At 56.0% G+C, this 22,122-nt stretch carries 17 protein-coding genes and 1 pseudogene; 2 read left to right on the top strand and 16 right to left on the bottom strand.

The features are described 5' to 3' along the window. Positions 1-38 precede the first annotated feature (38 nt). The 10 genes from GXP70_RS14995 to GXP70_RS14950 all read right to left on the bottom strand — a co-directional run bounded on the left by GXP70_RS14995 (position 39) and on the right by GXP70_RS14950 (position 11,333). Positions 39-917 carry a carbohydrate ABC transporter permease gene (locus GXP70_RS14995; RefSeq protein ID WP_162357567.1) on the bottom strand — a complete coding sequence of 293 codons (879 nt, stop codon included), beginning with the start codon at positions 915-917 and terminating at the stop codon, positions 39-41. After that, entirely contained in the window at positions 914-1,864 is a 951-nt protein-coding gene (locus GXP70_RS14990) for a carbohydrate ABC transporter permease (RefSeq protein WP_318652437.1), read from the bottom strand. Before GXP70_RS14990 ends, GXP70_RS14995 begins: the two co-directional genes overlap by 4 nt. A gap of 107 nt (positions 1,865-1,971) precedes the next feature. Continuing rightward, the gene (locus GXP70_RS14985; RefSeq protein ID WP_162357565.1) at positions 1,972-3,339 is read right to left on the bottom strand and encodes an ABC transporter substrate-binding protein; all 1,368 of its coding nucleotides are present in this window, start codon (positions 3,337-3,339) and stop codon (positions 1,972-1,974) included. 349 nt (positions 3,340-3,688) lie between these two features. Next, a complete protein-coding gene (locus GXP70_RS14980) occupies positions 3,689-4,660 on the bottom strand; it encodes an ROK family protein (RefSeq protein ID WP_162357564.1) in 972 nt (323 codons plus the stop codon). Next, on the bottom strand, positions 4,657-5,295 hold the full coding sequence (locus tag GXP70_RS14975) for a D-sedoheptulose-7-phosphate isomerase (protein ID WP_162357563.1): 639 nt from the start codon (positions 5,293-5,295) through the stop codon (positions 4,657-4,659). The genes GXP70_RS14980 and GXP70_RS14975 overlap by 4 nt, the downstream gene beginning before the upstream one ends. After that, on the bottom strand, positions 5,295-6,095 hold the full coding sequence (locus GXP70_RS14970; protein ID WP_162357562.1) for a DeoR/GlpR family DNA-binding transcription regulator: 801 nt from the start codon (positions 6,093-6,095) through the stop codon (positions 5,295-5,297). Before GXP70_RS14970 ends, GXP70_RS14975 begins: the two co-directional genes overlap by 1 nt. A gap of 46 nt (positions 6,096-6,141) precedes the next feature. Continuing rightward, entirely contained in the window at positions 6,142-7,941 is a 1,800-nt protein-coding gene (locus tag GXP70_RS14965) for an MBL fold metallo-hydrolase (protein WP_162357561.1), read from the bottom strand. A gap of 39 nt (positions 7,942-7,980) precedes the next feature. Beyond that, the gene (locus GXP70_RS14960) at positions 7,981-9,516 is read right to left on the bottom strand and encodes an FGGY-family carbohydrate kinase (RefSeq protein WP_162357560.1); all 1,536 of its coding nucleotides are present in this window, start codon (positions 9,514-9,516) and stop codon (positions 7,981-7,983) included. Further along, complete coding sequence (locus GXP70_RS14955) at positions 9,506-10,183, bottom strand: aspartate/glutamate racemase family protein (RefSeq protein WP_162357559.1); 678 nt, start codon at positions 10,181-10,183, stop codon at positions 9,506-9,508. Before GXP70_RS14955 ends, GXP70_RS14960 begins: the two co-directional genes overlap by 11 nt. A gap of 211 nt (positions 10,184-10,394) precedes the next feature. After that, a complete protein-coding gene (locus GXP70_RS14950; protein ID WP_162357558.1) occupies positions 10,395-11,333 on the bottom strand; it encodes a helix-turn-helix transcriptional regulator in 939 nt (312 codons plus the stop codon). Positions 11,334-11,494: 161 nt separating this feature from the next. Between GXP70_RS14950 and GXP70_RS14945 the strand changes: the two genes are divergently transcribed. Together GXP70_RS14945 and GXP70_RS14940 are read left to right on the top strand one after the other, a co-directional pair. Continuing rightward, complete coding sequence (locus GXP70_RS14945) at positions 11,495-11,974, top strand: hypothetical protein (RefSeq protein WP_162357557.1); 480 nt, start codon at positions 11,495-11,497, stop codon at positions 11,972-11,974. 67 nt (positions 11,975-12,041) lie between these two features. Beyond that, positions 12,042-12,518 carry a GyrI-like domain-containing protein gene (locus GXP70_RS14940; protein WP_162357556.1) on the top strand — a complete coding sequence of 159 codons (477 nt, stop codon included), beginning with the start codon at positions 12,042-12,044 and terminating at the stop codon, positions 12,516-12,518. A gap of 497 nt (positions 12,519-13,015) precedes the next feature. Here the strand turns inward: GXP70_RS14940 and GXP70_RS14935 are convergent, their stop codons facing one another. The 6 genes and pseudogenes from GXP70_RS14935 to GXP70_RS14910 all read right to left on the bottom strand — a co-directional run bounded on the left by GXP70_RS14935 (position 13,016) and on the right by GXP70_RS14910 (position 22,015). Further along, positions 13,016-14,479, bottom strand: a complete 1,464-nt coding sequence (locus tag GXP70_RS14935; RefSeq protein ID WP_162357555.1) for a sulfatase family protein — start codon at positions 14,477-14,479, stop codon at positions 13,016-13,018. Between the two features lie 765 nt (positions 14,480-15,244). Then, entirely contained in the window at positions 15,245-18,754 is a 3,510-nt protein-coding gene (locus tag GXP70_RS14930; protein WP_162357554.1) for a family 16 glycosylhydrolase, read from the bottom strand. A 298-nt stretch (positions 18,755-19,052) separates the two neighbouring features. Then, positions 19,053-19,616 (bottom strand): TetR/AcrR family transcriptional regulator, encoded by a 564-nt coding sequence (locus GXP70_RS14925; protein WP_162357553.1) that lies wholly within the window; start codon positions 19,614-19,616, stop codon positions 19,053-19,055. Between the two features lie 16 nt (positions 19,617-19,632). Beyond that, complete coding sequence (locus GXP70_RS14920; protein WP_225442814.1) at positions 19,633-20,769, bottom strand: cytochrome P450; 1,137 nt, start codon at positions 20,767-20,769, stop codon at positions 19,633-19,635. A 200-nt stretch (positions 20,770-20,969) separates the two neighbouring features. Further along, positions 20,970-21,662: pseudogene (locus GXP70_RS14915) on the bottom strand (DUF4822 domain-containing protein); the annotation flags it as partial. Continuing rightward, positions 21,563-22,015 (bottom strand): S-layer homology domain-containing protein, encoded by a 453-nt coding sequence (locus tag GXP70_RS14910; RefSeq protein WP_225442860.1) that lies wholly within the window; start codon positions 22,013-22,015, stop codon positions 21,563-21,565. The gene GXP70_RS14910 and the pseudogene GXP70_RS14915, both read right to left, overlap by 100 nt. Positions 22,016-22,122 lie beyond the last annotated feature (107 nt).

Genomic DNA, 22,122 nt, shown 5'->3' with positions numbered 1-22,122 from the left:
CTCCACTCGGCCTGAACGGATTCGCCCGGCCTCTCTATTTAGCCTTTCGTGCCCGAAGATATATTCATGCCTTCAATAAAGTAGCGCTGGAAGAAGAAGAAGAGCAGGATAACAGGCGCCAGGGCAATCAACGACGCGGCCATGAGGTAGTTCCACTGCGTCAGTTCGGCGCTTCGGAAAGCCGTCAGGCCGATCTGGATGTTGAACATCGATTCTTTATTCACGTAAAGGAGCGGACCGAGGAAATCATTCCATGCTCCCTGGAACGTCGTAATCGCGATGACGATGACAGCCGGCTTCGCGAGCGGTACCATGATCCGCGACCAAATATAGAAATGGTTGGCGCCATCCATCTTGGCCGCTTCGATCAAATCGTTCGGAATGCCCAGATAGAACTGGCGAAGCATGAAGATCTGGAAGGCGCTGCCGAAGAAGCCCGGAATCGTAAGCGGCAGATAGGTGCCTACCCAGTGAAGCTTAGAGAACAGAATATATTGCGGAATGAGCGTACAGAACCCCGGAATCATCATCGTTGCAAGCATTAACGAGAACAGGAAGCTCTTCCCCGGGAATTTGATCTTGGCGAATCCGTAGGCAATGAACGTGTTCGACAGGACGTGCGCGAACACGCCGACGCAGGACAGGAAGAGCGTATTCAGCGCATAGCGGCTGAACCGGCCGCTTATCCAAGCGTGCGTGTAATTGCTCCAGTGGATGGAATGCGGATACTTCGTCGGCGGGAAGCTCATGATTTCCTGCATGGATTTGAGCGACGTCGACAGCATCCACCAGAACGGAGCGAGACAAACGATCCCGATTACGACCATGATGAACGCAATGACGAATTTCGACATTCGTTTGCGCGCTCGCCGGCTTTGAAAATAATTGCCGGATGACGACGCGGTGGTCATGCTCATCGCTGCTCCCCTCCTTCATAGTGAACCCACAGCTTCGACAAGGCCATGTTAATCAAGGTCAAGAGAATGACGGCCACGAAGAGGAACCATGCCATCGCCGTCGCATACCCCATCTGGAAGGACTTGAACGCCTTCAGGAACATATGGAGGTTATAGAACAGGAGCGAGTTCATCGGCGAACCCGGCGTTGCCTGATCCTGCACCATGACGTAGCCTTCCTGGAAGATCTGGAACGCGCCGATCAGATTCGTTACGAGCTCGAAGAAGATAACCGGCGTAATCATCGGCACCGTAACATGCCAGAACCGGCGGAGCGGACTTGCTCCATCCAGCTCGGCCGCCTCGTACAGCTGCTCGGGTACGCCCTGCAGCGCGGCCAGGTACAACAGCATGCCCCCGCCGGCTCCCCACAGCTTCATCAGAATTACGGCTGGCTTCGTCCAGCTCGGATCGGTCATCCACGCAGGTCCGTCAATGCCGATCCAGCCAAGCGCCATGTTGACCAGGCCCGTGCTCGGATTCAGCAGCATCATCCACAGATAGAACACAGCGACGCCCGCAAGAACGGAGGGCAAATAGAAAACGGTTCGGAAGATCCGCATACCGGGAATTTTCTGATTCATCGTTACGGCCAGGAGCAAAGCCGCGAAAGTCGTTAACGGAACGTTAAACACCACGTAGAACAACGTATTGTGCAGCGATTTCCAGAACAAAGAATCATGCGTGAACATATTGCGGTAGTTGCGGACGCCTACCCAATCCATCTGCGAGGTAATGTCGTAGTTCGTGAAGCTCGCATACAGCGAGAAGAGCAGCGGGCCGAACGTGAAGACCAAGAACCCGATGATCCAAGGCAGTACGAACGAATAGCCCCATATCGCTTCCTTGCGCTCCAGCGATAACCGTCTTCTCTTGACGGCTCTATTGGCAGTGGACAAGTCAATCACCTTCCTCATTTACAATTGCTTTCTAGTCCATCACGCGGAGGCGGCTTTCTTGATACAAGAAGGAGTGGCTGACAACCAACCACTCCCCTGTACTGCGGCCATTTACATTAGCCTCCGTTTTGAGCAATCAAGTCAGCTATGTCTTTTTGCGCCTTATCCAGTCCTTCTTTAGGCGTGCTCTGCTTCTGCAGAATGGCGTCGACCTGCGGATCGAGCATTTTGAACATATCCGCCGCGGCCGCCGGACGCGTATACACGCGAGTGTCGGCCAGATTGTCGACGGATGCTTTGTAGACCGGATCCTTGATCAATTCCGCGTCGTTGGACGCCTGCACGTTCGCGACGTTGTCGTAGTTCATCTTCGCCCAGTACGTCTGCGCTTGAACGTCCGTCAGGTACTTGATGAATTCCCACGATTCCGCGGGATGCTTCGCTCCGGCCGGAATCTCGACGACGAAACCGCCGCCCGTGCTCCAGTGGCCTGCGCCTTCTTTGGTCTCGGGGATCGGCGCGATGCCTACGTCCATGCCTTTGCCGAAGTCGCGAAGCTGCGTTTGGAACGTTACCGCATCCGGCCAGATGGCCACTTTGCCTGCGATGAACGGATTCGCTTCTTTACTGCCGAACGCCGCCTTGAACTCGTCGATGTTCTTCTGGCCGAGGCGGTCGGTATAACGCTGCACGTAATTGAAGCCTTCGATTTTGCCCGGCGTGTTGGCATTGGCTTGACCGTTCTCGTCCAGCCATCCTTTGCCGCCGTCAAAGTTGACCGCGATGCTCTTGGCGTCGAACCCCGCGAACTGAGGCGCATACCCGATTCGCGTATAGTTGCCTTTCGCGTCTTTCTTGTCCAGCTTCATGGCTACCTGCTCCAGCTCGTCCCACGTATCCGGGAACTTGTCCGGATCGAGCCCGGCTTCCTTGAAGGCCGTTTTGTTATAGAACATCATGCGGGTGTCCGTCGTGAACGGAAGCGCGTACGGGTCGCCTTTGTACAGGACCGTGTTCCAGAGATCTTCGCGGAAACGATTCTTCACGTCCGGGTCTTTGGCGAGGAAATCGGCCAAATTCGTGTTTTGCTTCTTCGCCGCGCGAAGTCCCGTCTCTTCGATAGCGTTTACAATGACGTCCGGAGGATTGCCGGCCGCGGTTTGCGCGAGCGACTTCGTCCAAATATCGCCGAATGGATAATAGGAATGCTTGACTTCGATCGTACCTTCGTGGGCTTTGTTGAAATCGTCGATAATCTTCTCGATCAGCGGCCGGCGCGTTTCCGAACCCCAGAACGTCCAGAAATCCAGCACGACTTTTTCTTTAGGAGCAGCGTTGTCTTTCGATGCGTTCGACGCGGCCGAATTCGCATTGCCAGTCGCGTTGCTATTGCCGTTGCCGTTGCTTCCGCAGCCTGTCAATAGCGCGCCGGTCGTTAAAGTTAAAACAAGTGATGCAATTGCAGCTTTGTTTACTTTCTTCATCCCATAGACCTCCCATTGTTTATAAACCCACATTAAACCCCACATATATCGCTAAAGCCTTCATGTTTTCAAACGCTTACATGTGGCATTTAATGCTCATGAGTAAGTTATATATCTAATCGGTCATGATGTCAACATAATATTTTGTGGGTTTGAACGTTTCGAGCATTTTGGTCGATATCCCACACGTATAATTTAGCGATCCCTCGTTATCATCCATGAAATTTGTCACAGAAACGTCAAAAACCGTCGACTTCATCACTTCGACGGTTTCGAATCTTACTTATAATTTTCGACTTATCGGTTTTTTATCCCAAAATGGCCATGATCACGCTCGAGCATGCGGGATTCAAGCCTGTTCGGCCAGGTTCAGCGCAACGGAGAGGCTGGCCAGATCCCCGACGGCTTCCCCTAAACCGGCCGGTACGATGCTGCAGGCCCGCATTGAATAAGCCAACGCTTCTTCGCCCAGCGTCTTCATGACGATGGGCTCCAGAAGCGGCTGCTGGCGTCCGTAGATGCTTCCGATGACGATTCGTTCCGGGTTCAACACGTCGACGAGAATGGCCAGCCCATGCCCCAGCTTCTCGCCCACGATATGGAATATCTCGCGTGCAAGCGGGTCTCCCTGACGCGCCGCCTCGCCTATTCGCTGCGTCGTGAGGGAATCCAGCTCTTCCATGGATTCGCAGAACGATGGGACCGCGCCATGCAGCAGCGCTTCCCGGGCCTTCATTCTCCCCAGCTGGGCAATCCCCCCGCCGCTGCAATAGCCCTCGAACGAGCCGGGCTTCCCGTAGCCGACGGGTCCGTCATGCTCCATTCTCATATGGCCCACCTCGCCTGCCATGTCGTTCGTTCCCGCATACAGTCTGCCGTCCAGGATCAGTCCCGCTCCCATACCCGTGCCGAACGTCAGGAAAACCATGTTGCGCGTCCCTCTGCCCGCCCCCCATTTCCATTCGGCCAAAGCGCAGGCGTTGGCGTCATTCTGCAGTCCGACGGGAACGCCGAACCGTGCCCGCAGCGGCGTCACGACGTCAATGCCGTCCCACCCGGGAAGATTGGGCGGAGACAGGACGAGCCCGCTTCGACTGTCGAGAGGTCCGCCGCAGCTAATGCCGATCGCGTCGAGCGTGACCTGCGAATGCTCGGTCAACAAGCGGGTCAGCGAATCGACGAACAAGCGAATGGCGTCGCTTGGCGCGGCGGGAGTTGGAAATTTGGCCTTCGCGATGATTTCCACGTTGTCTTCATGTGCTTTGCCGATGGTTACTGCGCATTTGGTGCCTCCGATATCTACCCCGCCCAGCCATCTCATGATTCGAAGAACGCCTCCTCGAGCAGAATGCAGAGCGCATGGTAAACCGGCAGATGCCGTTCTTGAATGTCCGGCGTCATGTCATGGGGGATGCGGATGGTCGCGTCGCACAGCTCCCGCATACGGCCGCCGGAGCGGCCGGTAAGGCCAACCGTGCGTAATCCGGCTGCCTTGGCAACCGTAACCGCATGAAGAACGTTCGCCGAGTTCCCCGACGTGCTGATGCCGATCAGCACGTCGCCCGGCTTTCCGTAACCGTATACTTGCTGGGCGAACACGAGGTCGGGCGACATATCGTTCGCGAAGGCGGTCGCCAGCGCCGTATGGCTGACAAGCGAAATCGCGGGGAGCGCGCCTTGCAAGGAGTTTGCGACATAATCGGCCGAGTCCGGAGAGACGGCCCTCAGCTGCTCGCGAAACGCCTGCGGAATCGGACGCCGCAGAAGGAAGCCCTTCATGAGCTCCCCGACGATATGCTCGCAATCGGCCGCGCTGCCGCCGTTGCCGCACAGCAGCGTCTTTCCTCCCCGTTCGAACGAAGCCTTCAAGAGCTCGAACGACTTGACGATGTCGGCGCCGCAGGCTTCCTCCAGCTCCGGATATTTCGTATATAATTTGGCCAATGCCGGTTTCATCACTGTTCCCTCGCTCCGTTTTTAATTGCACATCTAATAATCTGAACGCCGTGCTGCTCGATTTCATGCAGGACCGCGGTATCGGCCAGCTCGCTCGTAATGAGAACATCCACCTCTTGGAAGGCCGCGAACGAGACGAAGGCGTTCTTGATGAATTTACTATGATCGGCGACGACGATGACCTTCTGCGCTGCCGTGATCATGGCCCGTTTCACTTGCGCCTCGTACAGATCGGAGCTTGTGAAGCCTTTGCGCAGGGAGATGCCCGACGTACCGAGAATCGCGTAATTGGCGTCGTACTTCCGAAGCTCGTCCTCGGCTTGCGGTCCGACCAGGCACATCGATTTGCGGATTAACTTTCCTCCGATCAGGAAAATGTTGCGCTCCTCGTTCGCGCTGCATTCTTCTGCAATATTGATGCCGTTCGTGATCACGGTCAGATCGGATACCTGCTTCAGATGCCGAGCCACGCACCAGGTGGTGGAACCGGAGTCCAGAATGAGGTTCGAATGATCCTTCACCAGAGCCGCGGCCGCCTTGGCAATCGCGTCCTTCTCTTCGTAGTATTGAAATTTGCGCTGATGAACAGGCGGCACGTTCGCCATCGCTTGCTGCAAGTCCTCCGCGAGTACCGCGCCGCCGTAGTTTTTCTCCACGATGCCTTCCTGCTCCAGCTGCACGAGATCGCGGCGGATGGTCTCCTCCGACACATTGAAGTGTTTGGCCAGATCGGACACCCTCACGCTGCGCTCTTCCATCAACATCTCCTTGATGATATTTCTGCGATGCGGCGCTAACATACCTTGTCCCCCTTCTCGTTCAATCGCTTCTATTCTTCCGGCACCCTTACGACAGCGTGATCAGCGCTTCTGCGTGCTGACCGATTCGCTCCCCGTTCACCTTGAGATCCGCGGCCAATCGGGCGCGGCGCACCGGTGCTCCATTGGGGGTTACGCGGAAGGACAGCGCGGCTTCTTCTCCGCTCCCGAGCAAAATGTTCATCGCAGGGGGATCGGCGGCCCAATCGGAAGGAAGCGCCAGCTCGACCTCGATATCGGCTTCCGTACGCAAGGGATTCGTCACTTCGATCCGAAACGCAATCGTCTCGCCGCTATGCGCTTCACTCTGATAAGGCGTTATACGCGCACCGAAGCCTTCCGCGCCGTAATCCAGCTGGTCGAGCGGCAGCAGCTCGAGATGCATGCGCTCCAGCGCTTCGCCGCGCTCGGCAAGCGCTTCGAAGTAACCCGGCTGCACCCACAACGGATCCCAATGTCCGGTCAATATGACGTCCGGCTTCAACGCCTGGTATAGTTCCGCGCTTGTCCTATAGTCTGCGGCATTGAAACGGTTCTTGTACACATAATTGTACGCCAGCCCTTCGTCGCCTTGATATTGATCGCCTGCGACCAGCACCTTCCGGCCGTCGACCTCCAGCGCGATCGCGACGGCATAGCGCGTATGCCCCGGCAGCGGATAGAGCGTAAGCTCATACTCCTCCCACGGGATCGGCGTTCCGATCGGAAGCTCGCGATCCACCGGAATCGGATCGTACCAGAGGCAAGGAAGATCGTACCGATCCGGATGGCGCAATATATCCGAAAACGCGTCCGCTGCCCACACCTTCGTGCCTTCCTGGCTTCGCAGCAGATTAAAGCCTGCTACGTGATCGTCATGATAATGCGTCGGGACGACCACGTCCACATGGGTGACCCCGTATTGCTTCTTCAACGTGCCGAGCGTGCGCAGCCAAGGGCGGCGGGCGGCGCGATCCGTCTCCGCGGGCTTGCCGGTATGGAAATCATAGCCGAAATCAAGAAACATCGCTTTGCCGCTCGCCGAGAGCAGCACGAAGTAATTGGACTCGCTGTTTCGGCTTCGCAGTAGATGCGGCGTAACCGCTTCGAAGGGCTGCTCGAGAAACAGGAACAAACGCGGATTCTGCTTGCGAAGCTTCATGAGTTCCCATAAACGATCATTGAGCATCGCAATTGCCTCGGCGGGCGGCTCCATCGTCTCGCCGTGAGAGGGCAGCAGCCGCTCAGGGCCGCGTTCCTGCAAATCAAGCAGCGATGCGACCGTGGCCGGCAGCCCTTCTCCCCCGTTGTACGTCCACTGCGTCGCGGCAAGCGACCACAGCTTTCCCGGGCCCGCGATGAGATCGCCCGTGAAGGCGTTAAGCTTCTCGTCGATCCGGGCAAGGATGCTGACGGAGCCCGGCGTATGTCCGGGAGTCGGGACGATCTGAAACCGGCAGCCGGCGAAGGCATAGCTCTCGTAATCCTGCAACGTGCCTGCTATCGGAACCTCGGCCAACAACGAGAAACGCTCCTGACGGACGTTATAATTGTTCAGTACTTGGCGCGCCTGCCAGATGGCGTCCATCTCGGCGAACAATTCTTGTTCGGCATGCGGCACCCAGATCGGAATTGCCGCCGCGGCCGCTCGGGCAAGCCCCTGTCCTTGATCGCGGTGATGATGGGTCATGAGAATGGCGCTGACGCCGGTAACCCCGATCGTGGTCAGCGCGTCGAGCACGTCGCCGCTGCCGAAATCGATCAGCACGGCATGCTCGCCGTTCTTGACCACATATACGCTGCAGGTATCCGGATACATATACAGATGCTCGGAGATTCGCTGCAACATGTCTACAACCCCTTCCTTGCCGCCATTCGGCGCATGACGCTACAGCCGGCGGTAATAATGACGCAATGGCTGCTGCAAAGGCAGATAGCCTTCTTCGAATAAGACTTTATATTGGGCGTGCGAGCGCTCCTGCGGAAGCACAACCTGATGTCCATGCGAGGCCGATACGCTTGCAGCCGCTTGTTCGATATCCGCGTAGACGCCCGCCCCGACGCCGGCCAGCATCGCCGCGCCCGTCAGCGCCGCCTCCGGCAGTTCCGGGTTCCGCAGCAGACAGCCGGATACGTTGGCCTTCGTCTGCAGCCATACCGGATTATGCGTACCGCCCCCTGTAAGAATGAGCTCCTGAATCGATGCGTTCGTCGCCTTCTCGCCCGCGCGGCGAATCCATTCCATCTCGTAAGCGGTCCCTTCCAGCAAGGCCGTCAGCATATCCGGCAGTCCATGCTCGGCGTTCAAGCCGATAAAGGCGGCCCGTGCCCGGGCGTCCGGTTCCGGAGCGCCGCTGCCGGACAAATACGGGAAGTAAAGGATACCGGTCGGCGTGCCCGCATGATGATGGTCAGACCGTTCCGTAAGCAGCTGCAATAGCTGCTCGTAGCTCATCGGAGGATCGGACCAGACCGAACGAAACCATTCCACCGACCCTCCCGAAGCCGACAAGCCGCCCATCCAGAAACGACGGCCGGCTGCCGGATGGCAGCCGAAGGCAAGTCCGGAATGAAAGTCCTCCTCCGTCAGCTCCCGATCGTCCATGACGCCGACGAGCGTTTCGGCCGTCCCCATCGAATCCATCACTTGCCCCGGCCGGATTACCCCCAGCGCGAGGCTGGCAGCGATGTGGTCATGGCCGGCTATGACGACCGGAATGTCCTTCCGCAGTCCCGCTTGGACGGCCGATTCGGCGCGGACGCGGCCGATAACCGCGCCGCTCGGCGCCGCCTCGGGAAATAATGAAGGAAGAAAGCCGAAATGCCGGATCCATTCCAGGTCCCATGCCTTCTTGTCGGTGCGAAAAGCAAATGTACGGGCAGCCAGCGTATAATCGGTCGCTAACGCCCCGGTCAGCTTATACGCGATAAAGTCGGAAGCCGATAACCATACGGCGTCATGAAGGGCTTCAGACCGATGCTGACGCAGCCAAAGCAGCTTCGCCAGCCCGTACTTGAAGCTTGCATGCAGCCCCGTTGCCATGAACCGCTCCCGTGCGTTCCCTTCGGCAGCCATGTCTTCCGCCTGGGGAACGGAACATTTCGAAAACCAAGGAATAAACGGCGACTTGGCCTCCCCTGTCGCCGGATCGATTAGAACGCCGGTTTCCGCCATGCTCGTAATGCCGATCGCCCCTACGGAAACTTCCGATTCGCCGGCCGCCGTCGTAACGACTTCCCGAATAAGGCCGGCAATTCCTGTCCATAGCTGTTCCGGATTGTAATAGACCCATCCGTTATCCGCGTAAGAGATCGTCTTCATCTTCGAGAGACGCAGAATCTCGCCTTGCTCGGACAATAACGCCGCCTTGCAATGCGTCGTGCCGACATCGATGCTTACTAACGTCAGATCTCTAGCGGGCATGATCCGCTCCCGCCGCTATTCGCGATATATACGCCATCCCAAGCCGAGGACTTGCCAGAAACTTCGATTGCAGCCCTTCAGGCAGCGAAGCAACCACCCGTGCCATAGAGGCTTGAGCCAGCACGACGACGTCAACGGATTCAATCAGCTCCAGGAGCGATGCGGCCAGTACGCGATCATGTCCTTCCTTGTCCCCGCTCATCAAGAGCCTGTAGGCTTCGGCTGCCAAAGCCGGTTTCAATTCGATGGCTTCGCCGCGCTGCTCCGCTTTGCGTTCAATCAAGCGAATGGTCGGCTGCAGCGTCGTTGCCAGTGACGCCGCTACGCCGATTCTTCGGCCGCTGCTCACCGCTTCCTCCGCCATTGCTTCATCGATACGCAGCACGGGCACCTTGACGACTTGCCGGGCCATCTCGGCCACCTCGCCGACGGAGGAGCAGGCGCTGACGATGCAAGCCGCGCCTTGCTGTTCAGCATACTTGGCGTAAGCCAGCCAGCGTTCGATGACCGTTTCGGTCATGCCTTCGTTGCGAATAAGCTCCGGGAGAATCGAATCATCGACGAAATTAATCAGCTCCCATCCCGGCAAATATTCGGCCGCCACCGCTTTAAGCGGATCGATCGTGACGGGCGTCGTGTGAATGATAGCTAGCTTGTGCAGGGCCATGATCCAATTACCTCCAGGTTTCCTATACTATGTGCGGACAATGCGACTCTCAACCATGAATGTGGTTTCTTGTGTTGATTATATGAATTGAAACCCACATAAGTCAACAAAAACTATGAATGGTTTGATAGGAACAAAAAAAAGCCTCCGTATCCGTTATAAGCGGACATGGAGGCGGTGCCTGATCGGACACGCTCTTCCGGCGTCTCCCTCAAGACAATCCCAGCTGGGACAGCCGCTCTACTAAGAGCGCTCGCAGTTCATCGGGAATCCGTTCATACGCGACGCCTTTCCCCAGAAACAACAGCCAATCGGCATAATAGGCCAGCGCCTCGGCATCGGTCGCATCCAGCTGAACATTGAACATCCCGCTCGATTGAAACATTCCGGTAAAGGACAGGATAATGCCCGGCGGATGCATGCGCTTAAAGCGCTGAATTCCCGTCGCGTCCAGCTTCACGACAAGATTGGACTCGCGGGCGACAAGCCGCTTTTTGTTCGCGATCTCTTGCTCGGTCCACTTCAGCTCAAGCCCGGAAATGGCCGAATCCCGCAGCAGCGCGACAGGCAAATAACGAAACGCATCCGTAACCAGGTCATAGACCTCGACCAGCCACTGCGCGTTCGAGTTGAAGATATGCAGCACAAACACGTCCAGCAGCTCCGGCCAGCCGGGACTCGGCTCATAGGTCACCCGCAAATGCTTATCCCGCACGGCAAGCGAAATCAACTGGTTCAGCTCCGGAGGCGCCGCATCGTCAAGTTCGAGCAGATTGGGATTGGCGGGATTGGTGTTCTCGAACAGCAGGATCCGGTTCAGCTCGATTAGCTCGTCTTGCTGGGTTTGCGAGGCGATGCCGATGAGTTTCTCGGTGATGGAGCGGCGATTTTGCAGATACGGAAGCTGCGAATTTTTCGAAGCGATGAAGCTGATGAAAATCGCTTTCAGCTCATCCGGCGTGAACCGGGCCGAGGGCAAGTACTGGTTCTGCAGGACGGAGTAGCCGCCGCCGCGTCCTAGCTCGGTCGTCAGCGGGAAACCCATCGCCTGAATCTCATTAATGTCGCGAATCGCCGTCGCGCGGGATATCTTGAACTCCCGCTGGATCTCGGCAATCGTAAAATGCGCGCGGTTATTGATGTAGCGCATGATCAGGTTTACTCGTTCCGTTTTCTTCATGGCTTTATTGTATCAAAAAAACTGCAATAAAAATGCCGGTTCGGAGGAAATACGTAAAAAGGTATCATTTTTTGATACATTCGGCCAATAGAATCGATCTTGTAACCATCATCCCCAAAGGAGCGAATAACATGTCTAACTACGCGATCAAAACCATTTCTGAAAACTTCAAAATGACGGCTTTCGGTGTTACACTTGAAGACTACAACGATTGGGCAGGCAACGCGGCAGCAACCGCGGCGAAAAAAGCCGAAATTACGGAGAACGGCAAGCTTGCCGAGCTACTCGCGCTGGCCGACGGCCAAGAGTACCAGATAAACTACGCCATCGACCGCAAGGCTTGGCGCGGCTTCGGCGTGATGGGAGCGTTCGACGCGGAAGGCGCGGTCGTCCTCGATTTCCTCGCCGGCGACTACCTCGTCGTCCCTGGCACGGGAGCCGACAAGGACCGCCTTGCCGACGAAATCACGGGCCGCGTATTCGGCGGGCTGCTGCAAGAGATCGCCGAATATAAATATGTCGGTCCCGGCAATTCCATCTTCGTCAGAGCGGCCGATAACGGCGGGTTCTACGGCGAAATGTGGCTGCGCGTGAAGAAAGTCGAAGGCTAAGCTTTGATCCAATCGATTGGACAGCCCTTCCGTTTCGAAAATAAAACTGGATACAAGGAGAACGCATATGGCCGAATATACGCTTGACCACAAAAAATCATTCCTCTTGACCGCTTACGGTTTTTCAATCCAGTCGAATTTCCAGGACATGCCGGCGATGCAGAAGGAAAAAGCGGCGTTCTGGGGCAAGCTCAAGGCTGACGGGCGTTTCGATAAGCTCAAAAGTGCCGCAAAGGACGATCGCGAATGGTCGGTCAACGAGGTGTATCAAGGCAAGCCGTGGAATTATTTCGCGGTGGAGGCTGGAAAATCCGTCGCTGACGCAACGCGCATCATCGAGTTTCCCGAGAGCGAGTACATCGTGGTCGCGGGAAACGGCGGCAAGGAAACGTTATTCGATGAGCTGACTTACCGCGCTTTCGGCGAAGTCTTGGCCCAAGTCACGGATTACGCTTACATCGGCGGTCCCAATGCGACGTATCGCCAAGATAACGGCGACGGTACGTTCTACGGTGAATTCTGGGTGCCTGTCGTGAAGAAATAAGTGCGTTTCATTTGGAACGAAGGCGTAAACAGCCGGTCCTAGCCGACCGGCTGCCAGGCTGTCGAGACAATAATAGACGGCATCGCATCGCCTGACGAGGTTGCCCCTATTCAACGGACACAGGATCCGCTATTTGTATGGAAATCGGTGTTTTGGGCCGGCGATCGGATACAGGATTCGTTATTGCCCCCGGATAACACCGAATGTCTACATGTAGAGTGAAATAGCGCATCTCCTGTCCGCAAGCACACGGAAAGACAAGGAAAACCGGCTAATAACGCATCTCTTGTCCGCTTCCTTGCTTCGACGGCCGTGCTGCTGTCCAGCCAGATAAGAAGCCGACGATCCAAGCACGAGAGAAACCCTGCGTTTTGAAAAAAACGCGGGTTTCTCTACAATCTCGCAGCCGGTCATTGCTGACCGGCTGTTGTTTTCGTGTTCGTTCGGAATACGTTGATCCCGAACGGCTACCGCAGCGAGGCAGTTCGTATAAACCGTTAGTTGCCGAATTTTACAAAGGCGGTGCCTTCCGTAATGCCGGGAGAAAGCGGCGCCAGCTGCCCGAAGCCCGTAACAGGCGCGGCGCGGCCGTCCTTCTCGGGGAGGACATAATGCGCGAACCATTCCCCGAGCCTGAGTCTCAGCGTCTCCAGCATTGCTTGGCATTCGGGATCGTCTATGCGGTTGACATCCTCGTTCGGGTCATTGCGTAAATCGTACAACTCATGCGGCCCGTACGGATAGCGATGGACGTATTTCCAATCTCGGGTGCGGATCATCCGGACCGGTCCGTATTCGTCATAGATGACGATATCCTCTCGTGCCCGGCTTTCTTGTCCGATCAACAGATCGTGGAAGCTGCGGCCGGGCAGCTTAACCTTCGAGATATACGGTAAGCCGGCATATTCCAACAGCGTAGGGAATACATCATACTGGCTGACAAGCTCGCTCCGTACTTCCCCGGCCGGAATAACGCCCGGTTGACTGAATATGGCGGGAACTTTCACGGACGTATCGTACATGTTGAGCGGGAACGTCCCATTCCCTTTGCCCCAAACCCCATGATGGCCCATGTTCATGCCGTTATCGCCCATAAATACGATTAACGTCCGCTCCCTCAGCCCCCGTTTCTCGAGCGCGTCCATAAGTTTGCCTATTCCGGCGTCCATGGCGGAGATGGAGGCATAGTATCCCTGCAGCAATTCTTTCCGCCGCGCGCCTTCCCCGCGGGGAGCCGTGGCAATTTGATTCGGATGTGCCGGCAGCTCGGGAACCGACTCGAACGGGCAATGCTCGTACATGGCGACATAAGGCTCCGGATGCTCGGCAAGCTCCCACGGCGAATGCGGAGCCGTATAATGAACGCTCAGATAGAACGGTTTCTCTTGCACGGACAGCTCGTCCAGGAAAGCGAGCGCATGATCCGTAATCAGATCGGTGACGTATTCGTCAGCCATCTTCACCTCGCCGTTCTCGACAATATCCGGATTCATATACGAGCAGCCTCCGCGCGCAATCGAGAACCAGCGGTCGAACCCTTTCCGTGGAACCGTGCTGTTCCCAAGATGCCATTTGCCGCTCAAGGCACAATTATAATCGGCATCGGCAAGCCGTTCGGTATAGGTCTGCTGACCGGCCAAATAATCGACGGCCGTGCGTTCATCCGCGAACGCGGCCCGGCTGCGTACTTCTTCCTGCAGTTCGTCGCGATTCACGTTGCCCGAGCGAATCCAATCATGAACGCCGTGCTGGGATGGGATGCGTCCGGTCAATATCGAAGCTCTGGCAGGCGAGCATACCGGAGACGCGCAGAAGAAGTGATCGAATCGCATCCCTTCGGAGGCAAGCCGGTCCAGATTCGGCGTGCGGACTTCGCGATTGCCAGCGCAGCCAAGTGCCCAGCTGCCCATATCGTCAGCCAATATAAATACGATATTCGGTTGTTGCCTACTCTTTTCCATACCGAACTTCCTCCCCGTCTTTGCACCTCTACTATAGCCGTCTGTTTCTGTTCCTTTTTCTGTTTCCCAGGATTGGAAAGTAAACTCCCGGGCCGCTTATCCAATCATCGTACTCCTTCTTAATTCGTCCTGCGGATATGTTTACCTGCATGGAAGTTGAATAACTGTCCGTCTGCCGGAACGCGAAAAACCGCGTGCCGAGGTCCGTCGTTGACTCCGCGTCGCACGACAGCATTAAGAAGCAGTCGCCGTCCCGCTCCGCGCTGCGCTTGTAATGCCCGTGAATCGTATGATAGATGCCCCCTTGAAGACAGAAGCTCAGCTCCAGCCGCGGAGGGCCGCCCAGATGATCCATCCGATTGGCGAGGTGAAACCTGACGTCGCTGACGACGAGCTCCATCCCTTCCCTCAGCCGAATGATGCGATAATACCCTTCCGAGCCGAAATAGGTTTCGACGGGTATGGTCGATTCCTCCATTTTGAATAACGTGCGCGAAGACTCGACGACCTCGCTGCGTCAATCGGCGTTCGGGTCGAGGCCGGGATTGAATGGCATGATGAATTTCCTCCAACTCCTCATTTTGAATTGCATTATAAGCGAGAACGATTCTCATTGCAATCCTATTCGGATGCCGCAACAAACGAAAGAATCCGTAAATTAAGATTCACGGATTCTTTCGACAGGTCTTATATAGGATAGATGCGAACAGCTAAACGCTGCTGCGGCCCGCTCCTAGCGGAGCCCGGCACGATCACATGAATGAGTCAGCCATTCTTGAAGTCAAGCTTGCCGTTCTTGACTGTAATGATTCTCGGCTTGCCGGAGTTGTTCCATAGCTTTTGAGTCGTGACGGCGTAAGAACCGTTCCGGGTGACGATCGTAATCGTCTTGTTGATGCTCTTGAACTGACTGACGTCGATCGTCACGCTGACCGAAGCAGCGCCAGTACCGGAGAGATCGATGATAATGTCTTTCCCCGAGGCATTCAGAATGGACTGCACAAGCGGCTTGTCCCGCAAATCGACGGCGACCGTGCCGTTGTTCACTGTGAAGCGTACCGGAACGCCGCTAATGTTCACCGTGTCCTGCGGCGTGACCGGCGGAGCTGCCGCCAATACCAGCTTGCCCATGCCCACGCCTTTGGCGCCCGTGGCGATGCCGTCGTAGAAGGCGAGATAGCCCCTGTTGCTGCCGTCCGAGTCGTTGAGCACCAAGGCGATATCGTATAGGCTGCCTGCATGGATATCGCTGCCGTCCAGTCCGAGATACGCCCACTTCATGGCGATTTCATACGTGGTGGTTCCGCTGCTGTCATCCCGCACGATCTGCGTTGTGGCCATATCCGCAGGGATGGCGCTGTTGCCGGTCAGCGTGCCGTCGGCCCCCCAGTTCCATTGCTGGACGCCTTGGACCGGATTAAGGGCGAAGCCCATCTCGCGATACCCCGCCGAACCTCTGACTGCAAGCTGAAGACCGTCCCCTTGCCAGATGTTGCCGCCGGTTTGGCTCTGATTCAAGTCAGGCGTGTTGGCCGTTACGGCAAGATAGAGATTGTCTTCGTCCCAAGCCAGTTTGCCTGCGGCGGTAACCGCTGGCCTCAAGCCGCTGGAAGTACCGTCGTCGAAATGGATCGGTTGCGCGGTTCCCCAGACAGCATCGTCCGTCAGATTGCCGTCGATATTGACCGGCGCTGCCGCCTGAGCGGCGGTCAGCGCGCCGAATTTGACGCTGGCCGATCCCGATCCGCCGTTATCGGTCGTGAAATCGGCCGTGAACGTGGAGCCGATGCCTGCGACTTTAGCCGGATCTACTGCAAAGTTGAATACCTGTTGGCCGCCCGGGGCAACGGAGTAATGATCGGTCGCCCCTTCGAAAGTAACGGTACCGGTCTGAGGGTCTCCGGAGGAGGCCGTATTCGTCAGCGTGGCTTGAATTTGCCATTGGCTGTTAACGGCATCGTATACCGGAGCAAGGCTCAGGTCCGCCGTGTACTTCGGACGATCGTATACGCGGACATAATCCACTCGCATTTCGTCATGCGTGAAATCGGCAGGCAGTGCGCCGCCGGCTTTCTCGATCGAGAGCAAGATATGAAGCGGGTTCTGATCGATGCCGCTGAAGCTGCCTGTCCCGTAACCTTGGTCGAGTATGCCGCCGTCTACTTTCCACATCGCTTTCCCGTCAATGTAGAAGGTATAGCCCGAGGGGGTCCACTGCAAGCCGAGTTTATGGTAATTGCCGTCGTAGATATTGGACGCATAATCGTTATACGAATAGTTCGTGCCGGCCGCTGCGTGCGCGCCTGCATAGCCGTTCCAGTGCAAGGAGCTGTCGGATCCGCCTTCGCCGTTGCCGATCGTTTCAAGAATATCGATTTCCGTACCGTCCAGGCCATCGTTCTGTTCGATCAGTACCGACGGTTCATACAGCCAGAACGCGCCCCAGGTGTTGGCGACATGCGGAAATTTGACACTGGACTCGTAGTACCCGTAGGCGTTCTCGAAGTTGACGACGCTTCGGTCATCCAGAGCGGTCTGCACCGCACCGGCCAAGATAAAGTTAGGGTCCGCGGCTAAGCCGTATTCCGTGCCTTGCTGCGGATCGCGCTCCATGCCTAATGCCAGATGGCCGTCTTCCACTTTAATCAGGCTATGATCCCAAGCGCTTCCCCCTGCGCGTACTTCTTCGACGCTCGGCACCCACTTGGCTGCATCCAGCGAAGTACCGTTGAACTCATCGTCGAACAATAACCCCTGATCTTCGTGAAAGGCCGCCGCGGTGCTGCCTGTAGGCGCATAGGTGATCTTGACCACCAGGTTGTCGCCATCCGTGCCGATATCGGTATTGGTCACGCCTTCTGTAGGCAGACCTGCAAGATTAGCCGTATCGAAGCCGTCGAAGGTCGTATTCGGCTGGATGGGCTCCAAGGTAACGGTCGCCGTATACACCGTATTCGTCTTGAAGGTAGTTGCTATCAACGGATCCCAAGTAATGGTCTCTGCAGCTACGCCTTGGCCGCCGTCTCTATAGGCCCATGCATCCGAGACGCCGTTGTTATAGAGGTAGTGATAACGGCTGGTCGGGAAGACGCCGGCTTGGGGAACGTTAATCGCTCCGATCGTAACCGGATCGGCGATCGTCTGCTTCCCGCCGCTGCCGCCGTCGCCGCCGCCATCGCCCGTCTTCAAGAGCGTGATGGTGAAATGCTCCAGCTTGACGTTGAGATTCTCCGCGGACCACTTCACGCCGCCGGATAACAGCTTGCTATCGTTGGTATCGGTATAAGAGAAGATCTGAGCACCGTCCGCATAGCCGGTGATGGTATTGCCGATCACGTCGAATTCATAGTGAATCGGGGTATCCGTGTACGCCGGCTGTGGGTTAACGCCGGTTAACGTGCCGCCGTCATATCTAACGGAACCGTTGCCGTATAGATTCATGCCCCAGTTGGCGATGTATGCCCAGTAATAATCTTTCGGATTGTTATTCGCATCCGGGCTGCTGTTCCTGAATTGCAATTTGAAATCATTCCAGCCCGCAGGCATCAAGTCGAAGTCGGAGATATCGAACGCGACCTTGTAATCCATCCAGGTGGAATCGCCGTAAGAGGCCGACTGTCCATTGGTCACCGAATAATCGGTTGGGCCGACTGCCGTTACGCCGCCGGGATCCAAGCTGGTGATGGTGAAATCATGAAGCGTTAGCGTGATATTCTCCGCCGTCCAACTCACGCCGCCGGATAACAGCGCGCCTGCATTGTCGTCGGTATAGGCGAAAATCCGGGTGCCGTCCGCATAACCGGTGATCGTGTTGCCGTGCACGTCGAACTCATAGTGGATCGGGGCATCCGTGTAGACCGGCTGAGGGCTGACGCTGGCGATGGGGCTGCCGTTATTGTAGCTGACAGAACCGTTCCCATACAGATTCATCCCCCAGTCGGCGATATAGGCCCAATAGTAATTATCGGCGTTGTTTCTGAACTGCAGCTTGAAATCATGCCAATCCCCGGAAGTATCGGCAAGATTCGAAATATCGAACGCGACCTTATAGTCCGTCCAGCCGGAGCCGCCATAAGTATGCGAATCCCATGCGTTCACGTTATAATCCGTCGGCCCGGCCAGTACCGTCCCGCCTTCGTCCGCGGTAGTCGTCGTCGCCGGACTGCCGGTCATGCCATTGCCGTCGGCAAAGACGCCCGTCGCGGAGCCGAACAACATCGTCACAATCATCAAGCTGGTTGCAAGCGCTTTCAAATTATTCGTATGAAATTTCATTATGCCTGTAAGCCTCCTCCTCTATTCTCGATCAAGACTTGCCCGCATTCACCGAATCATAATCGTCCGATGGCTCCACCTCCAATGCGTGAACAGAAGTGACCTCTGGGATGTATGGGTATAGGTTACTTGGTCGCTAAGCGATGCGAATCATACCTATTCATTATGGACGAGTCGCTCCGGGTTGTATAGGCGGTAATCCTATGATGAACATGGTCGAGAGGTAACGATAATACAAAAAAGCCGCAATTACGCGACTTTAATAAGACGTCCTTGCAACCGCCTCTCGTGTCTCGTGCTATGCCTGCCCTTGCAATAATCCGGTCGTGACCGCGGCATACAGCAGCCGGTTGATCTGCTCGCGCTTCGCTTCGCCCGGATGGCGCAAATAATAGCCGCACAAGCCGTTCAGCATTGTGAGCACGCCGGACGCCGCCATCCGCCCGTCTTCCTGCGCCATTCCGGCTTCGATCAGGATATCCGCAATAAATTGCATATACGCGTCGCGTTCATTCCGTACGACGAGCAGCACGTCTTCCTCGATTCCGTTCGAGATCTCGTTGAAGAAAATATGCGCCAGCTCGCTGTACTCCAGGAACAGATCGACGTTTAACCGAATGACCAGCTCGATCTGCTCTTGAAGCGTACGATCCTGGTTGATTGCCGACTTGATCCGGCCGGTAATCATTCGCATCCCTTCCGTAATCAGCGCCTGGAACATAAGCGCCTTGCTCGGAAAATGATAATACAGCGTTCCCTTGGCAACGCCCGCTTCCAGCGCGATCTCGTCCATGCTCGAACGGTGATAGCCGCTGCGCGAGAACACTCGGACCGCCGCGTCCAATATTTTGTCTCTGCTCATAAGCGATAGCCTCCATTCACAACTTTAGCCGCAGCTGCTTAATGCCGAACATCATATCGCTCTCCAGCCTCTCGAGCGGTTCGTCGCCGGTACGCTGCAGACTGTCGATTCGATCGACGATGGCGCTTAGCGCCACCTTCGCTTCAAGCCGCGCCAGCATCGCTCCCAGGCAGAAATGAATCCCTTGCCCGAATGCCAAATGCGGGTTCGGGCTTCGTCTAACGTCGAACTTCCCCGGGTCGACGAATACATGCTCGTCATGGCCGGACGCGCCGATATAAGTGTAAACCCGCTGCCCCTCTTTCATCGAATGCCCGTTCCAATTCATATCGGCCTTCACCCTGCGCTCCATGATTTGCACCGGCGAGCAGAAGCGGAGCGTCTCCTCGACCGTTCCGGGGATCAGCGAATGATCCAGGCGAAGCTCCTTGTATAATTCCGGACTGCTCTCGAGGCACATGATCATCGAGGCAATAAGATTGGTCGTCGTCTCGTTCCCGGCGACGAGCAGCAGGATACACATGCCGATCACTTCCAGCTCGCTCAGCCCGTTATCGTCCGCCATGCAGGACTGCATGAGCGCCGTGATCAAGTCATCCTGAGGCCGCACTCTCCGCTCTTCGATCCGGATGCGAAAATAATCCGTCATTTCCTTCTGGCATTGCAAATAGCGCGTATAATCCTTCCCCACGAGATCATCGGACCATCCCTTGAACAACGCCCGATCTTCCGAAGGAATGCCCAGCAGCTCCGCGATGACGATGACCGGCAGCGGACTTGCCAAATCGCCGACCACTTCAAGGTACCCCGCGCCGGCGGCCCGGTCAAGCAGCTCCTCTGCGATAATCCGTATTCGGGGTTCCATCGCTTCAATCACCTTCGCGGTAAATGCTTTCGCGACGAGGGATCTCATCTGCTTATGCTTCGGCGGATCTCGCCGCAAAATGCTGCCCTCGATCGGCTCCTCCTCGGATGGATGCTCCTGCATCTGAGAAGAAAAATGCTCGTAATCGGCTAGAATGCGTTTGACGCTGTCATGCGTATAGACCGACCATGAATCGCTATCCGGATCGTACAGCGCCGCTCCTGCCGCACGCTGCTGCCGGTACCGTTCAAGAGGAAGCAAATCATATCGGCTTACCCACTTCATCATAAACAACCCTCCATTATTGTACTGACTAGTCAGTTCAATTATGATTCAGAATGGGTGCTCTGTCAATGGCGTTCACCACATTCTAGCCGCTGCTGGCCTGCATGCGTTTCAATGATGACGACGACATAAAAAAGGCTTGCCGGAATTCGAAATTCCGGCAAGCTTGTTTCCTTCGTATAAGGTCCGACTGAGTTTCGCAATCACTTCATCGTAAAGATCGGGTTAAGCTCGCCTTTATAGGGCTCATGTTCGACGAATACAGTGATCGCTTTGCCGTCTTTGTCTTTGCCCGTTCGTTTATACGTAAACGTATGACTGTTCAATTCCGTTATTTCTACGGCGATCCCATACTTGCTCGTACCAATGGATACATGGGCTCTGACTTTATTGTCGTGCACGATAGCAAAGTAGCCGTAGTCGCCCCTGCTTTCGCCCGTAGTCGCATCGAAGAATTCATATCGGTTCGTCTTGTCGTCGAATTTGGCCAGACTGATAAAGTTGGCGTTGAACGCCGTGACGTCATTTCCTTGTTCGTCCAACACCTGCGTTCCGTGCCAAAGCGTGCTGCCCAAGATTCGAGCGCCATCCGCGTCCTTAGCAATTTCGCCGGTCGTCGTATTCAGGGGCTTGTCCGGATCCGTGAAAGCAAGCTTGCTGCCCGTATACGGAACATGCTCGACGAATACTTCTACATCGTTGCCCTGCGCATCCTTCCCCATTCTTCGGTACGTGAAGACATCCGCATTCAGTTCCGTTATATCTACAACCGCTTGATAGTTCATCGATTCCAAGATCAAGATCCTCTTCGCGCCGTCGTTTGTAATGAAGAAGGTTCCGCTGTCGCCGCGGCTTGCGCCCGTAGCCGCATCGAAGAATTCATAGCTCCCGGGTCGGACACGCTGCCCTTCGGATTGAAGGTTCCGTCGACCGCCTGCATAATGCCTGCTTCGACCAATTCCGCAGCATAAGGATAGTACCATGCGCCGGGCTTGATATCCGTGAAGCCGGCAGGCGACTGAACTTTGTCTTGCCGGTTGAACGTCATGACGACCATTTTCGCCAATTCCGCGCGGCTGACCGGATTGCGAACGGCCGTCGATCCGTCTTCATAGCCCTGCAGGACATGATAATCGGCAAGCGCGTCTATGGCCTGCTGGATGGCTTCATCCGTGAGTTTGACGGAAGCGGCATTCGCATGCAGCGCACCGACTGGAAGAGCTGTAAGTCCTAACGAAGCCGCCAGCATGAGCGAAGCCAGCTTAGTGGAATATTTCATCATTTCCGATTCCTCCTTTATCGTTCTCCATAACTATGTTAGCATGGGGTTATCCAAAGGAAAAATATATATTAAAT

It is taken from the genome of Paenibacillus lycopersici, from assembly GCF_010119935.1.
Lineage (GTDB): Bacteria > Bacillota > Bacilli > Paenibacillales > Paenibacillaceae > Paenibacillus_Z > Paenibacillus_Z lycopersici.
The sequence above is the reverse complement of the archived record's forward strand: the minus strand, read 5'-3'. Positions and strand labels throughout refer to the sequence as shown.

What these genes read in the sequence shown, in the direction of transcription:
- GXP70_RS14995 (WP_162357567.1), bottom strand. Translation starts at nt 917, where the DNA reads ATGAGCATGACCACCGCGTCGTCATCCGGCAATTATTTTCAAAGCCGG.
- GXP70_RS14985 (WP_162357565.1), bottom strand. Translation starts at nt 3,339, where the DNA reads ATGAAGAAAGTAAACAAAGCTGCAATTGCATCACTTGTTTTAACTTTA.
- GXP70_RS14980 (WP_162357564.1), bottom strand. Translation starts at nt 4,660, where the DNA reads ATGAGATGGCTGGGCGGGGTAGATATCGGAGGCACCAAATGCGCAGTA.
- GXP70_RS14975 (WP_162357563.1), bottom strand. Translation starts at nt 5,295, where the DNA reads ATGAAACCGGCATTGGCCAAATTATATACGAAATATCCGGAGCTGGAG.
- GXP70_RS14970 (WP_162357562.1), bottom strand. Translation starts at nt 6,095, where the DNA reads ATGTTAGCGCCGCATCGCAGAAATATCATCAAGGAGATGTTGATGGAA.
- GXP70_RS14965 (WP_162357561.1), bottom strand. Translation starts at nt 7,941, where the DNA reads ATGTTGCAGCGAATCTCCGAGCATCTGTATATGTATCCGGATACCTGC.
- GXP70_RS14960 (WP_162357560.1), bottom strand. Translation starts at nt 9,516, where the DNA reads ATGCCCGCTAGAGATCTGACGTTAGTAAGCATCGATGTCGGCACGACG.
- GXP70_RS14955 (WP_162357559.1), bottom strand. Translation starts at nt 10,183, where the DNA reads ATGGCCCTGCACAAGCTAGCTATCATTCACACGACGCCCGTCACGATC.
- GXP70_RS14950 (WP_162357558.1), bottom strand. Translation starts at nt 11,333, where the DNA reads ATGCGCTACATCAATAACCGCGCGCATTTTACGATTGCCGAGATCCAG.
- GXP70_RS14945 (WP_162357557.1), top strand. Translation starts at nt 11,495, where the DNA reads ATGTCTAACTACGCGATCAAAACCATTTCTGAAAACTTCAAAATGACG.
- GXP70_RS14940 (WP_162357556.1), top strand. Translation starts at nt 12,042, where the DNA reads ATGGCCGAATATACGCTTGACCACAAAAAATCATTCCTCTTGACCGCT.
- GXP70_RS14935 (WP_162357555.1), bottom strand. Translation starts at nt 14,479, where the DNA reads ATGGAAAAGAGTAGGCAACAACCGAATATCGTATTTATATTGGCTGAC.
- GXP70_RS14930 (WP_162357554.1), bottom strand. Translation starts at nt 18,754, where the DNA reads ATGAAATTTCATACGAATAATTTGAAAGCGCTTGCAACCAGCTTGATG.
- GXP70_RS14925 (WP_162357553.1), bottom strand. Translation starts at nt 19,616, where the DNA reads ATGAGCAGAGACAAAATATTGGACGCGGCGGTCCGAGTGTTCTCGCGC.
- GXP70_RS14920 (WP_225442814.1), bottom strand. Translation starts at nt 20,769, where the DNA reads ATGATGAAGTGGGTAAGCCGATATGATTTGCTTCCTCTTGAACGGTAC.
- GXP70_RS14910 (WP_225442860.1), bottom strand. Translation starts at nt 22,015, where the DNA reads ATGCTGGCGGCTTCGTTAGGACTTACAGCTCTTCCAGTCGGTGCGCTG.